Origin of the sequence: Anabaena sp. WA102 (assembly GCF_001277295.1) — a bacterium.
Classification (GTDB): Bacteria; Cyanobacteriota; Cyanobacteriia; order Cyanobacteriales; family Nostocaceae; genus Dolichospermum; species Dolichospermum heterosporum.
The window spans coordinates 4,390,672-4,403,975 of sequence record NZ_CP011456.1 but is presented as its reverse complement, the minus strand read 5'-3'; the positions used below and the strand labels follow the sequence as shown (position 1 = coordinate 4,403,975).

Annotated in this window: 13 protein-coding genes; 7 read left to right on the top strand and 6 right to left on the bottom strand. The window is 41.4% G+C overall.

Annotation, left to right across the window (positions count from 1 at the left end; translation table 11 throughout):
• Positions 1 to 384 precede the first annotated feature (384 nt).
• The 3 genes from AA650_RS19315 to murC form a co-directional block, all read right to left on the bottom strand.
• Positions 385 to 732, bottom strand: a complete 348-nt coding sequence (locus tag AA650_RS19315; RefSeq protein ID WP_027404347.1) for a YbaB/EbfC family nucleoid-associated protein — start codon at positions 730 to 732, stop codon at positions 385 to 387.
• Positions 733 to 864: 132 nt separating this feature from the next.
• Complete coding sequence (murB, locus tag AA650_RS19310) at positions 865 to 1,875, bottom strand: UDP-N-acetylmuramate dehydrogenase (protein ID WP_053540272.1); 1,011 nt, start codon at positions 1,873 to 1,875, stop codon at positions 865 to 867.
• 173 nt (positions 1,876 to 2,048) lie between these two features.
• The gene (murC, locus tag AA650_RS19305) at positions 2,049 to 3,509 is read right to left on the bottom strand and encodes a UDP-N-acetylmuramate--L-alanine ligase (protein ID WP_053540271.1); all 1,461 of its coding nucleotides are present in this window, start codon (positions 3,507 to 3,509) and stop codon (positions 2,049 to 2,051) included.
• A gap of 601 nt (positions 3,510 to 4,110) precedes the next feature.
• On the opposite strand from murC, the gene AA650_RS19300 reads away from it, so the two are divergent.
• Positions 4,111 to 5,124, top strand: coding sequence for a type I glyceraldehyde-3-phosphate dehydrogenase (locus tag AA650_RS19300; RefSeq protein WP_053540270.1), 1,014 nt, complete (start codon positions 4,111 to 4,113; stop codon positions 5,122 to 5,124).
• Positions 5,125 to 5,244: 120 nt separating this feature from the next.
• On the opposite strand, the gene thiL is transcribed toward AA650_RS19300, so the two are convergent.
• Positions 5,245 to 6,288: a thiamine-phosphate kinase gene (gene thiL / locus AA650_RS19295; RefSeq protein ID WP_053540269.1), complete on the bottom strand. Its 1,044-nt coding sequence runs from the start codon at positions 6,286 to 6,288 to the stop codon at positions 5,245 to 5,247.
• A 61-nt stretch (positions 6,289 to 6,349) separates the two neighbouring features.
• On the opposite strand from thiL, the gene AA650_RS19290 reads away from it, so the two are divergent.
• Both AA650_RS19290 and AA650_RS28205 read left to right on the top strand, forming a co-directional pair.
• A complete protein-coding gene (locus AA650_RS19290; protein WP_053540268.1) occupies positions 6,350 to 7,003 on the top strand; it encodes a type I restriction endonuclease subunit R in 654 nt (217 codons plus the stop codon).
• Positions 7,004 to 7,160: 157 nt separating this feature from the next.
• On the top strand, positions 7,161 to 7,307 hold the full coding sequence (locus tag AA650_RS28205) for a hypothetical protein (RefSeq protein WP_199924301.1): 147 nt from the start codon (positions 7,161 to 7,163) through the stop codon (positions 7,305 to 7,307).
• Between the two features lie 89 nt (positions 7,308 to 7,396).
• Here the strand turns inward: AA650_RS28205 and AA650_RS19285 are convergent, their stop codons facing one another.
• Positions 7,397 to 8,503, bottom strand: coding sequence for a peptidylprolyl isomerase (locus AA650_RS19285; protein WP_053540267.1), 1,107 nt, complete (start codon positions 8,501 to 8,503; stop codon positions 7,397 to 7,399).
• 296 nt (positions 8,504 to 8,799) lie between these two features.
• On the opposite strand from AA650_RS19285, the gene efp reads away from it, so the two are divergent.
• Entirely contained in the window at positions 8,800 to 9,357 is a 558-nt protein-coding gene (efp, locus tag AA650_RS19275; RefSeq protein ID WP_053540265.1) for an elongation factor P, read from the top strand.
• 312 nt (positions 9,358 to 9,669) lie between these two features.
• Complete coding sequence (gene accB / locus AA650_RS19270) at positions 9,670 to 10,191, top strand: acetyl-CoA carboxylase biotin carboxyl carrier protein (protein ID WP_039201845.1); 522 nt, start codon at positions 9,670 to 9,672, stop codon at positions 10,189 to 10,191.
• A gap of 154 nt (positions 10,192 to 10,345) precedes the next feature.
• Here the strand turns inward: accB and AA650_RS19265 are convergent, their stop codons facing one another.
• Complete coding sequence (locus AA650_RS19265) at positions 10,346 to 10,957, bottom strand: GerMN domain-containing protein (RefSeq protein ID WP_053540264.1); 612 nt, start codon at positions 10,955 to 10,957, stop codon at positions 10,346 to 10,348.
• A gap of 1,324 nt (positions 10,958 to 12,281) precedes the next feature.
• Here AA650_RS19265 and AA650_RS19260 point away from each other — a divergent pair.
• Both AA650_RS19260 and AA650_RS19255 read left to right on the top strand, forming a co-directional pair.
• The gene (locus AA650_RS19260; protein ID WP_053540263.1) at positions 12,282 to 12,521 is read left to right on the top strand and encodes an acyl-CoA dehydrogenase family protein; all 240 of its coding nucleotides are present in this window, start codon (positions 12,282 to 12,284) and stop codon (positions 12,519 to 12,521) included.
• Between the two features lie 398 nt (positions 12,522 to 12,919).
• On the top strand, positions 12,920 to 13,159 hold the full coding sequence (locus tag AA650_RS19255; protein WP_053540263.1) for an acyl-CoA dehydrogenase family protein: 240 nt from the start codon (positions 12,920 to 12,922) through the stop codon (positions 13,157 to 13,159).
• The last annotated feature ends 145 nt before the right edge of the window (positions 13,160 to 13,304 follow it).

Below are 13,304 nucleotides of genomic sequence, written 5' to 3'. Positions count from 1 at the left end.
GTGTCAGTTGCCAGTTATTTTACACTACTGACCACTGACCGGGAATTTTAGATTTTAGATTTTAGATAAAAAAATTTGGTACGAGTTTCCATCCTTGAGAACGGGAAAATACTCGCTGCGCTGCGTACGCTTCGCTAACGTCAATCCCAAATCCAAAATTTTTGAGCTTCTACACTTTAGGTTGGAGTCAATCCAAAATCCAAAATCCAAAATCGTCAATCCAAAATTGAGTGACTAAGTAGTGAGACAGAATTAATTACACAATGTCATTGCGTTAGCGCAGCGTGGCGTTAGCCATATGGAACGAAGTGAAATGAAGCAATTGCCAGGGTTGTGATTGCTTCCCTTCGCTCGCAATGACTGTAAATATTTTTGTCCAATTACTTACATTCCAGGTAATTCCAGTCCACTGGTTAGATCTTCCATACGTTCTCGCATGGTTTCGGTGGACTTTTTATAGGCATCCTTCATCGCCGCCGCGACCAAATCAGAAAGCACTTCTGGACCTTCTGCTAAAGCAGATGGAGCAATTTCTACTCGTTTGGGTTCTTGGTTGCCACTGACGACGACTTTAACAAGTCCACCACCAGATTCTCCAAGAATCTCCATTTGCTCCAATTCTTCTTGCAGACGCTTTGCACCTTCTTGAACTTGTTGCGCTTTTTTAAATGCTTCGGCTAGTTCTTTCATTTTGCCTAAGCCAAAGCCAAATCCCTGTCCTTTTTCTGCCATAACTGGTTATCCGCTGTACGGTTGTTTATAAATCAAATTCAATTATAGATGCGATTAGTCATTGGTGATGGGTGATTGGTAATTGGTAATTGGTAATTGGTAATTTAATTACTCTTGCCTATTGCCTCTTGCCTATTGCCTCTTGCCTATATTTAACTGAAACTCACCCAACATTTTCACTTCTGGTTCTAGCCAAATTGACCAGCGTTCTTGCACCTCATTTTGAACATGACGAATAAGGGAGAAAATATCGCTGGCTTTAGCTCCTCCCCGATTGACGATAAAATTAGCATGAAGTTGGGCGACTTGCGCTCCTCCTAATTGATAACCCTTGAGTCCGGTTTGTTCAATTAACCAACCAGCAGAATAAGGTTTAGGATTTCTAAACACACTGCCACAACTAGGATAGCTGTAGGGTTGAGTGCTGAGTCGGTGTTTTTTATGTTCCTTAGTTCTAGCTGTCACTTGCACAGGATCTGATCCTGGTTGCAGTTGGAAGGTGGCTTGAGTCACAATCCGCTTACGACCTTGGAGGAGTGAACTCCTGTATGTGTAACCTAATTCCTCCGGGGTGAGAGTTGCCAGAGTTCCATCTGGAGAAAGAACTTGAGCGCTAACCAACATATCTGCGATACAGCTATTGTGCGCTCCAGCATTCATTACCACTGCACCGCCCACAGTTCCAGGAATACCCACAGCCCATTCTAATCCTTCCCATCCTAAAGCGGCTGCGTCCCATGCTAGAGTCGGGATAGGTTCTCCGGCGGATACAGTTAATTGACCTGTAGTTGGGTCAAAGTTTTTAGACCGGAGATGACGAGTGGCGATGACTAGACCGGGTATGCCGCGATCGCTCACCAACAAATTAGAACCAGCACCCAATACTGTGATTGCTAAATTATTTTCTTTTGCGTACTCAATACTTACTTGTAACGCCTCTAAATCATAGGGAGAAACATAGCACTCAGCCTCTCCACCAACTCGATAAGAAGTAAACGCTGACAAAGAAGTATGGGTTTTTAAAGGACAATTCGTCCCTGGTAGATAAATTAATTTACTATTATCCACATCATCTTTTGTTTGCAGTTGTGGAGTGAAATTAGAAAATTCGCAGATTTTGCCAAATCCCTGGGAAGTTATCATTTTTAATTCAATTAGTGAATTTTTGACATTTGTTATTTATAGCAACAGACAAGATAGTGAGGACATCAATTAACTGTGAAACTCAGAAGACAACAGGGTTTTATTCCTGAATCGGTGAATCTTTGTTCATGGCAGTGAATTGATGACAACACTACTAGAGTGAAGTTCTTAGTCTAAGAAGTGGCGATCGCTGGTTCACTCATGATGGTAATCAGTTCCGGAATAGCCTGATTTAAGTTACCCGCACCTAAAAACAGTGCCAAATCCCCCGGACATAAGGTTTGCAGTAAAAACTCACTAACCAAAGATAAAGTTTGTTGATAAACTACTTCAGGATTGTGTTTACTAATCGCAGTAGCTAAATCCTGTCCACTCACTTGTCCTAAATCAGGTTCACCCGCACTGTAAATATCCGTCAGCACAACTAAATCAGCATGAGAAAAAGACTCAGCAAACTCTTCTAAAAACGTTAATGTCCGCGTGTAACGATGAGGTTGGAAGATAGCAACTACCCTCTGTCCTGGTCTAGCTTGAAGACGAGCAGCGGCTAAAGTAGCGCGAATTTCACTAGGATGATGGGCATAATCATCAATAAAAGTCACCCCAGCCGCCTCACCTCGGAACTCAAACCGTCGTCTTGCACCTTCAAATGTAGCAATACCTTGGGCAATTTCTCCAAATTCTAATCCCAAAACTCTACCCACAGCTACTGCTGCTAGAGAATTGCTGAGGTTATGATGACTCAATAGCTGTAAATTTAACAAACCCAAGGCTTTACCCTTTTCCCATACCAAAGCTGTTGTGCCATCAGCACGATAATCTATATTGGTAACGGTGTAATCAGCACCTTTATCTGGGTAAAGACTATAGGTAATGGTTGGTTTAAACCTATCACGCACTGTCTCACAATCAATGCTACCCACCAAAGTTTTGCAACCTTGAGCAAAGGTTTGGAAGGTATCAACCACCTCTTCCAATGTCTCATAGTGGTCAGGATGATCTAATTCAATATTAGTAATAATACCAATCTCTGGAGCGTGTTTTACCAGAGAACCATCGGACTCATCTGCCTCTGCTACTAAATAACGGCTTGCACCCATTCTAGCATTACCTTCCCAAGCCTTAACTTCACCACCGACCAAAATTGTCGGATCAAGCCCAGCTTGCAATAGCATATAGCCAATCATACTACTAGTAGTGGTCTTGCCATGAGTTCCTGCTACAGCGATACTGTAGTAATCAGCAATCAAAGCCGCGAGAACATCAGAACGATGCCAAATGGGGCAACCTAATTCTAGAGCCGCTTTATACTCCAAATTATTAGCATTAATAGCTGTAGAACAAATCACTTGGGGTAAAGCGGTTTTCACAGCAGACAACTTTTCTGGAGCAGTTAATGGTACGGTATTAGCCGTTACTTCTGACAGAAAAAATGCCAAATTATTGGCTTCTTGTTTACTGAAAATGTGAGCGCCCAGGGATTCTAACTTGTGCGTAATATGGTTAGCACGTAAATCTGAACCGGATACTGGCAATTGGCGTTTAGTTAGAACATAAGCCAAAGCAGACATTCCAATCCCACCAATCCCAATGAAATGAAATGGTCTGCCACTAAAATCTATAGAATTACTCATTTTTATTTACCTCTTACACCACACCACACCAGAACCACATAAGACACGCGTATCATAACAGGATTTTGATTGTTACAGATCCTAACTATGCCATCCAAAATATTCATCCCTGCTGAATGATTAAATTTTGACTTTCGTTTTGCTCTGTGAGCCAGATTACCCCCCGGTCGAAAATTCTTGCTGTTTTTAATCTGCCCATAAGATTATTCTGAAAATTTCTGCTACATCGGGAAAGAAAATTGTGTAAATTTAAATACATTTTGTTATGATTGTTTTAGAACTAAGTAGCATGGGTTTAAAGACAGCAACTTGCATTACTTACTAAAAGCCTCTGTCGGAATTGACTACAATAGTACATTGGTAGTGAAATTATTGTTCAATTTATAAAAATCATCATTGGGAATAGGGAACAGGGGAAGAATTTTCTTCTTCTTTCTAACTCCTGACTCCGAACTCCGAACTCCGAACCCCGAACTCTGAACTCCTTTCTGTATTTTTTTGTTGATCTAAAACTTTCTGGTTATAAATGGCCACCCTCTTTGCGATATGATTGGGGTCAACGATATCAACTTATAGGCATAAATACAGAGGGCAAGACACTGTGATTAGAGTTGCAATTAACGGTTTCGGGCGCATTGGACGTAACTTTGCACGCTGCTGGGTGGGCAGAGAAAATAGCAATATCGAACTGGTCGGGATTAATGACACATCCGACCCTAGAACTAATGCTCACCTGCTTAGATATGACTCTATGCTAGGCAGGTTGAAAGGTGTAGATATTAGTGCTGATGATAACTCCATCACAATTAATGGAAATACAATTAAATGCGTATCTGATCGCAACCCAGATAACTTGCCCTGGAAAGAATGGGGAATTGACCTGATTATCGAATCAACAGGTGTTTTTACCAGCAAAGAAGGGGCAATGAGGCACGTAAATGCCGGGGCTAAAAAGGTTTTGATTACAGCCCCTGGTAAAAATGAAGATGGTACTTTTGTCGTCGGTGTAAATCATCATGATTATGACCACAACAAACATAACATCATCAGTAACGCTAGTTGTACAACCAACTGTTTAGCTCCTATTGCCAAGGTATTAGATGAAAAATTTGGTATCATTAAAGGCATAATGACCACTACCCACAGCTACACAGGTGATCAGCGTTTACTAGACGCTTCCCACCGTGATTTGCGTCGGGCTAGAGCAGCAGCTATCAACATTGTTCCCACTTCTACAGGTGCAGCAAAAGCAGTAGCTTTGGTACTTCCTCAGTTGAAGGGTAAGTTAAATGGTGTGGCTTTGCGTGTACCTACCCCTAACGTTTCTATGGTGGATTTTGTAGTGCAAACTGAAAAGCGCACTATTACCGAAGAAGTTAATCAAGCGCTGAAAGAGGCTGCTGAAGGTCCTCTCAAAGGCATTTTGGGTTACACCGAATTGGAACTTGTATCTTCTGACTATCAAGGTACAGATGAATCTTCTGTTGTTGATGCCAGCTTGACTATCGTTATGGGCAATGACATGGTGAAGGTTATGGCATGGTATGACAATGAGTGGGGTTATAGCCAACGTGTTCTTGATTTGGCGGAATTAGTAGCTGAAAAATGGGTTTAATTGTCCTTTGTCCTTTGTCCTTTGTTTGAAGACCACTGACTAACGGAATGGGCGCAGGCCCTGCGCCCCTACATGGGATGGGCGCAAGACCTACATGGGATGGGCGCAAGACCTGCGCCCCTACTGAGCAAAATGTTGAAATCCCTGGCTGAGGCTGAGAACTTGGTCGGGGATTTCTGCTTTTTCTTGGTGTAAAATCACGTTTGAGCCTGGGGTAATTGTGCCAATTATGGCTGCACTTGTGCCTAGTTTTTGCACTAATGCTAATGCTGGTTCGGGTGGTAAACACAGGACTAATTCAAAATCTTCGCCACCGTAGAGGACATATTCTAATGATTTTTCTGGTGTTAGCCACTCTTCAAAGGCTGATGGTAAGGGGATTTTACTAGATTCTATAACTGCACCGACTTGACTGGCTCGGCAAATTTGTAATACTGCGTCTACTAAACCGTCGCTACTATCCATGCCAGAGATAGGGAAAAGGCAGGGGGCAGGGGGCAGGGGGCAGGGGGAGGTGAGAATTTCTTTGAGTATGGGTAAGACATCTAAACGTGGCTTGGGGCGCTGGTGGGCGGTGATTAAGGCTGCCTTGGATGCTGTTTTGAGGTTGTAACCTATTTCGGGATTTAAGAGTAATTCTAAACCCGCACGGGACGCTCCATGTATACCTGTGATCACAATAGCATCTCCTACTTGGGCTGTGGAACGACGGATGATGAAATTGGGGTTGGCTTGACCAAAGGCGGTAATTGCTAAAGTGGTAATGGGCGATCGCACTATATCACCACCTACTATGGGAACATGATATTTTGATAAGCATTCTGTCATGCCCTGATATAGTCGCTCTACCCAATTTACAGTTACATCTCCAGGTAAACCTAATCCCACAGTTATGCCCATAGGAGTCGCCCCCATAGCTGCTAAGTCGGATAAATTAGCCGCCGCAGCCCGCCAACCAGCATCCTCTGGGGAGGTGGTAACATCACTAAAATGCACACCGTCAACGAGCATATCTGTGGTGACTATTAAAGATTGATTTGGTAAGGTTTCCAATACTGCGGCATCATCACCAATGATATCGGGTGGACAAAAGCGTTGTAATCTTTCTAAAAGACCTTGTTCTCCAATATCTCGAACTCGCAGGGAAGATAAATTATTATTCATAATTAAATTTACGCATTACTTTACAGATTAAAATAAAAGTATCATCTAGGAGACTATTGAGATGGTTTCTACTGTTGGCATTACAGATACCATTAAAAGTTTGAGTGATTTACAAACTCGTTGTCACTTACACCAAGCAGAAGATGAAAACTTTTTTAACGAATGGTTGACAGACTTACCCCAACTTAATACACAAGAACAATCGGGTGTTACTCGCATTAAACAGCGTTATGATTATCATCGCATTGATGGTCTATTATTAGAAGGGACAATTAATCTTTTAGTCGTTTCACCACTTTTGGAACTTGCAGGTTTTCTAGATTCACCTTACCGAATTCGTTCACCCTATGGCATAAATTTAGAAATTGAAGAACCAGAAGAAACAATTCGTGGTTTTATTGATGTCCTAGTTGTACAGGAAAAACTTTGGATTTTTGTGGTTGAATCTAAACGAAATAGCATTCCAGTTGTCGCAGCAATACCGCAGTTATTAGCCTATATGTTAACTACTCCCCACCGGGATAAATCAGTATTTGGTATGGCTACAAATGGCGATGAATTTATATTTATTAAACTAGCTATCACAGACAATCCTGAATATGACGTATCACGCACATTTTCCCTATTTCCCCGCCGACATGAATTAGCTGAAGTGTTGCAAATTTTAAAACGATTAGGAGAAGCCTGTAGGGGCGCAGGCCCTGCGCCCTCTTAATTGTATTGCATCAAGCGCGATAACCCGTACAATGGTTGGTTATGCAAGTTTTTGTCAAAATTAGGGGATACTACAGATAGTTATTTTTTTTAGTTTACCAAATGAGTGACATCAAAAGACTGCTGGTATTGTTAGGGGTGTTAAAACTGAAAAAGATTTGGCAGAACTGATAGAACATATAGAAAACCTCAGAGAAAAGGTGAGTATATACAAGCATGAAAGCTATAAATATCGTTGGTCTACAGGTTTAGAAAAAAACGTTCTAGCTAAATTAAGGAAAATAATGGATACACTCAAGAACTAATTGAAAGACGTTATTTGATTTGTGAACACTGCAAGAGTCAGATCCCCGACTTCTTAAAGAAGTCGGGGATCTTTTTCTTCAATAATTAATTAAGCTGCTTGAGGCTGAACTAAATTTTCAATTCCTTTAACAACAGTTGCTGATTCAATTTTATCACCAGCTTTGAGTTTATCTAAAACCTCTCTACCTTCAGTCAAATAACCAAAAACAGCATAACGACCATCTAAAAGATTACGTCCTGCGGGAGTAAGTTCTGGTTCAAAAAGGAAAAAGAAAACTTGAGAAGAACCACCATTAGCTTCATTTTCTGGACGTGCCATAACTAAAGCACCAAAAGATGAAAAAGGCAAAACTGGCATATCTAAATAACGCCCAGCTTCTTCGAGAGTAATACCGTAGGTTGGTTCTTTTTCGCCCTTGACCAAAATTTCTAAAGGAACAGCCCGATATTTGCCAGTTTGAGGGTCAATAAAACCGACTTCCTTACCTACAGGATCTCCGGTTTGGAGAAAGTAAGATTCTTCCGAACGGGTGAACTCTAAACCGTTATAAAAACCTCTTTGTACCAAATCAACAAAGTTACCAGCAGTCACGGGAGCGCTATAGCCATCTACAACTACAGTCAAATCACCTTTATTAGTTTTGAAAGCAATCCTAGCGCGTCCTTTGAGTTGAGGTAAGTTACTATACTCAGCCGGGACTTCAAAGGGGAATTCCTTCACCATTGATTCTTCTAACAAGCTGACAAGATTGAGTAATTTAGCTCTACCGTCAAGAATGGGTTCTTTTCGTTTAGTTTTAACCACTTCTTGCAGTTCTATGATGCCAGATTTCAATTCAGTCATCCAAGCTTCGGCTTGAGGTTGGCGTTCTTCCGGAACGCTTGCTAATATTTGGGAAGGTTTATCGAGTATCCGCAATGCCTGCTTGAGGTCATTATTAACTGCACCCCATCGTTTATTTGCCCGCAGTTGGTTAGAAATATCCTCTAAACTGGCTTGCAGTTTACGGACAGGTTGATTATCTATTGGCAGTGCATAGCGCAACAAAGCCTTACCTTCGGTAATTGCGTTTCCTGCTGGTAAGCCGGCGTTACTAGCGGGAGTCCACCCAGCCGTACTTGTGCCTAAAAATATTGTTAATAGCAATATTACCTTTAGGCTGTTCTTCACCCAGGACTTAAATAAGTTCAACATGAAATTTCCCTTTCTTCAGCATCAAAGTGTTGACTGGAAGTAACTTATTGATTATCTTCCCACATTGGGGGACTGGGGATTGAAGAGGCAGGGGAAGTAGGGGAAGTAGGGGAAGTAGGGGAAGTAGGGGAAGTAGGGGAAGTAGGGGAAGTAGGGGAAGAAATATTAATTTTGCCTGTTCCCTGTTCCCTGTTCCCTCTTCCCTGACAAATAACAACTGACAAATAACAACTAACCAATTATGACGCTGGAAGGGTACAATAAATGCCGATTGTCTTGCAAAATTTGAAAGTTTCATGATCTCTAGTAACGACTTTCGACCTGGTGTTTCAATTGTATTAGATGGTTCGGTTTGGCGCGTGATAGATTTCCTTCACGTTAAGCCAGGCAAGGGTTCTGCCTTCGTGCGGACAACACTGAAAAACGTCCAAAGTGGGAAACAGTTAGAAAAAACTTTTCGGGCTGGAGAAAGCGTTCCCCAGGCAACTTTGGAAAAAGTGACGATGCAACATACCTATAAAGAGGGCAATGAGTTTATCTTTATGGATATGGAAACCTATGAGGAAGGTAGATTAACTTCAGCGCAAATTGGCGATCGCGTCAAGTACCTCAAAGATGGTATGGAAGTTAACGTGATTCGCTGGGGCGAACAAGTCCTAGAAGTAGAACTTCCTAATTCTGTAGTTTTGGAAATTGTGCAAACAGATCCCGGTGTCAAAGGTGATACTGCTACAGGTGGTACTAAACCCGCAATCCTGGAAACTGGGGCAACTATCATGGTTCCTTTATTTATTGCCCAAGGGGAACGGATTAAGATTGATACCAGAGAAGATAAGTATTTAGGCAGGGAATAATTTTCCTATTTTTTTGATACCAATTTGGAATAGTGAGGAATACAGCAGGAGTCAGGAATTAGGAGTCAGCGTCAGGGGTAAAACCCTGTTGTGGCATAAGTTTAATTCATGTCAATTGAGTTCCTAATCACCTGGAAAGTTGCCACAAAATCCAAAATCTAAAATCGTTCGACTGAGCGAAGTCGACTGAGCGAAGTCGAAGTCCAAAATCTAAAATTGGTGCTAATGATTTCAATCCCTTTTTTATAGAGGGATTAAATCCCTGCCTTACTTAGAATTTTAATTTAACAGTTAGGTCGAGGTAAAATAATTGTGACATTAGACTTTAATGAAATCCGTCAGCTATTAGTAACTATTGCCCAAACAGATATTGCGGAAGTTACCCTCAAAAATAATGAATTTGAGCTAACAGTCCGAAAAGCTGTCAGTTTTAGCAATAATGCTCCAGGAACAGTTAGTGGTGTGGTGAGTGCTGGTGTAACCCAGTTGGTATCTACAGCCTTACCAAGTTCCACTGAGGGGGCTGTAACCAATAAAGTTGTTGATAATTCAGTCGCACAACCTCCTCATTCTTCTTCACCAATTAATCAAAAATTAGTTGAAGTACCATCACCAATGGTAGGGACATTTTACCGTTCCCCAGCCCCAGGAGAAGCAGCGTTTGTGGAGGTAGGCGATCGCGTCAAAGCTGGTCAAAGTGTCTGTATCATTGAAGCTATGAAGCTAATGAACGAAATTGAAGCCGAAGTCTCTGGACAGGTGATGGAAATTTTAGTTCAAAATGGTGAACCAGTAGAATATGGTCAGCCTTTAATGAGAATTAACCCTGATTAAGTATTAAATGGGGAAGTCGGGGAAGTAGGGGGAGTAGGGGGAGTAGGGGGAGTAGGGGGAGTAGGGGGAGTAGGGGGAGTAGGGGGAGTAGGGGGGAGTAGGGGGGAGAAAGAATTTTCCCAATGACAACTAACAACTGACAACTGACAACTGACTAAAGCGGATAATTTTTCTGAAAACTTTCGCGGGTGAGAGGTTGTTGTAATTCCACACCTTCACCCCCTAAAACCTCTAAAAGTTTGCCATTGACTTCAATATATACTTTGGCTTGAGGATTTAAACTAGTAGCAGTATATACAACTTGTCCGACACGCCCCATCATAGAAGTGCTACCTCCACCAGTGGTAAAGTTTTCAGACAAATTCACATGAACATCATTATTTTCTGCTTTGAGTCCCAATAGTTGAGTACCCTGGGGAATAGTAGTAGAGTCTGTGCCTTCACTTGGACCTGCTAATAAAGTTTTAAATGCTGCTTCTAAAACTTGATTGGGTTGGGTAGCAGCAACTTTAAAGGGTTGGGGAACTAAATCCAGGCGATTTTCCTTGGATCTGAGCCAATATATACTAGCAGTCTGTTCATTACCTTGTTGAGTTGTTGATTGCTTGATAGGCTGTTTAATGGTTTGTGAAGAGTTATCAGGTGTAGAATTATTAGGAGTATGGGCAGAAAACCAAGCCATACCACCGCTTACCACCACCACTGCTACGGAAATAGCTGCTATCAGACCAGAAGAAACGCCGTTAGTTCTTTGTTGGTTATTCATAAAACCTCGCGGTAAGTGGGAAACTCAGCGTCTTTAGACCTGAGAGGGAAGCGACACGAGCGGTTTTGACCGCTGTGGATGTTAAAATTGAAACCAGATTTTTGATTGGAATCTGGAAACCAACTCCCATTTCTGGGGTAATGTTAGCCTTGACCTGTTATAAGAGCTTGTTAGGCTGAAAGCACTGTTCCTGTTACCTTAGAACTGTTTAACTTACAGCGACAGAGCCGGAAACTGGCTACGCATTTCGAGGTGTCGTGACTCAAATAACGGCTACCCTTGGACTACGCTTAGGGTGGTCTGGTCAGTACAGCTTGCAATTTCTTGCAAGCTCAGTTCCTTTAGGGCTGGGTTACTGACAATATAAAACCTACTAGATTGAGGATGGAAATAGTATTTGTAAGATAAGTAGCCTGTTTATAAACGTTATTCCCCGGTGCAAATCTTGGCTTTTGATCTGGACATGAACTGTTATTGCTAGTTTTGCCTCTTGCCACTCCAATTGTAGAGTGATCTTTACAAGTCCGTTACCTTTCCCTTTATCTAAATCTTATGGTTTCTTGAAAAAACTTTTAAAGGCTCTTCGGTACTTGTTATGCTAAATTATTTTTTTTAAATCCCAAGATCCTTGTTATATAAGGATTTTACATTAATTTATTGGTTATTTTGAGAAATTTGGTATCAAAAACAATAAAATCCTTTATTTATATGGGTTGTGGGGTAAATAAACTCATATTTGGCATAACAGGTACGGAAGAACCCTTTTAAATTAGACTTCAGTAAAATATGGTAAGCAAATCAAATAAGTAGGTTGGCGTTGAAAATTGTCGTTATAGCAAGGCAAGAGGGTATCAGTGTTTTATAAGGAAGAACGCCGAAAACCCTTGAAAATGTGGGTGACTCAGGAAGCCACATTTGGGCTTTAGACAAGGGATGAAGGCTAGAGGCAGGATTTATCCTGCATTGATTTTAATCCATATTCGTGATATAACTACATTGTCACTAAAGACATAAAAAGCTACCGAGGGACTCTCGGAAAGTTACGCTTGTCAGATATGATTTCGCCCGCCAGGGCAAACGAAATCAGGGCAAGAACCCAAATATTTAAGGCAGTGCCTGAAACTGGGATAACTGAGGGATATAGACTGAAACTCTCTATAGAATCTCCGCGTCTTTAGACCGGAGAGTGTCAACGGAAAAACTAGATGTGCAATTTGGTAAATAGACACAGGACATAGCCGCAATTAGAATACTCTGATGAAAAATCTTGTATGCGGATATATACAATACAACCAATTAATCAACTAAAATCGTAGAGGGCATCATGGATTTTGCTTGGAACAATCAGCAAATTGAATTTAAAAAAAAGGTGATTCATTTTGCTCAACAGTCATTAGTATCCGATCTGATTGAGCAGGACAAAGAGGGGATATTTAATCGTGATGTCTGGCAAAAATGCTGCGATTTTGGTATTCACGGATGGACTATTCCTGCCCGTTATAAGGAAGAACGCCGAAAACCCTTGAAAATGTGGGTGACTCAGGAAGCCACATTTGGGCTTTAGACAAGGGATGAAGGCTAGAGGCAGGATTTATCCTGCATTGATTTTAATCCATATTCGTGATATAACTACATTGTCACTAAAGACATAAAAAGCTACCGAGGGACTCTCGGAAAGTTACGCTTGTCAGATATGATTTCGCCCGCCAGGGCAAACGAAATCAGGGCAAGAACCCAAATATTTAAGGCAGTGCCTGAAACTGGGATAACTGAGGGATATAGACTGAAACTCTCTATAGAATCTCCGCGTCTTTAGACCGGAGAGTGTCAACGGAAAAACTAGATGTGCAATTTGGTAAATAGACACAGGACATAGCCGCAATTAGAATACTCTGATGAAAAATCTTGTATGCGGATATATACAATACAACCAATTAATCAACTAAAATCGTAGAGGGCATCATGGATTTTGCTTGGAACAATCAGCAAATTGAATTTAAAAAAAAGGTGATTCATTTTGCTCAACAGTCATTAGTATCCGATCTGATTGAGCAGGACAAAGAGGGGATATTTAATCGTGATGTCTGGCAAAAATGCTGCGATTTTGGTATTCACGGATGGACTATTCCTGCCCGTTATAAGGAAGAACGCCGAAAACCCTTGAAAATGTGGGTGACTCAGGAAGCCACATTTGGGCTTTAGACAAGGGATGAAGGCTAGAGGCAGGATTTATCCTGCATTGATTTTAATCCATATTCGTGATATAACTACATTGTCACTAAAGACATAAAAAGCTACCGAGGGACTCTCGGAAAGTTACGCTTGTCAGATATGATTTCGCCCGCCA

Excerpts from the sequence above, each read along its gene's own strand:
- AA650_RS19315 (WP_027404347.1), bottom strand. The coding sequence starts at position 732 with ATGGCAGAAAAAGGACAGGGATTTGGCTTTGGCTTAGGCAAAATGAAA.
- murB (WP_053540272.1), bottom strand. The coding sequence starts at position 1,875 with ATGATAACTTCCCAGGGATTTGGCAAAATCTGCGAATTTTCTAATTTC.
- murC (WP_053540271.1), bottom strand. The coding sequence starts at position 3,509 with ATGAGTAATTCTATAGATTTTAGTGGCAGACCATTTCATTTCATTGGG.
- thiL (WP_053540269.1), bottom strand. The coding sequence starts at position 6,288 with ATGAATAATAATTTATCTTCCCTGCGAGTTCGAGATATTGGAGAACAA.
- AA650_RS19290 (WP_053540268.1), top strand. The coding sequence starts at position 6,350 with ATGGTTTCTACTGTTGGCATTACAGATACCATTAAAAGTTTGAGTGAT.
- AA650_RS19285 (WP_053540267.1), bottom strand. The coding sequence starts at position 8,503 with ATGTTGAACTTATTTAAGTCCTGGGTGAAGAACAGCCTAAAGGTAATA.
- efp (WP_053540265.1), top strand. The coding sequence starts at position 8,800 with ATGATCTCTAGTAACGACTTTCGACCTGGTGTTTCAATTGTATTAGAT.
- AA650_RS19265 (WP_053540264.1), bottom strand. The coding sequence starts at position 10,957 with ATGAATAACCAACAAAGAACTAACGGCGTTTCTTCTGGTCTGATAGCA.
- AA650_RS19260 (WP_053540263.1), top strand. The coding sequence starts at position 12,282 with ATGGATTTTGCTTGGAACAATCAGCAAATTGAATTTAAAAAAAAGGTG.
- AA650_RS19255 (WP_053540263.1), top strand. The coding sequence starts at position 12,920 with ATGGATTTTGCTTGGAACAATCAGCAAATTGAATTTAAAAAAAAGGTG.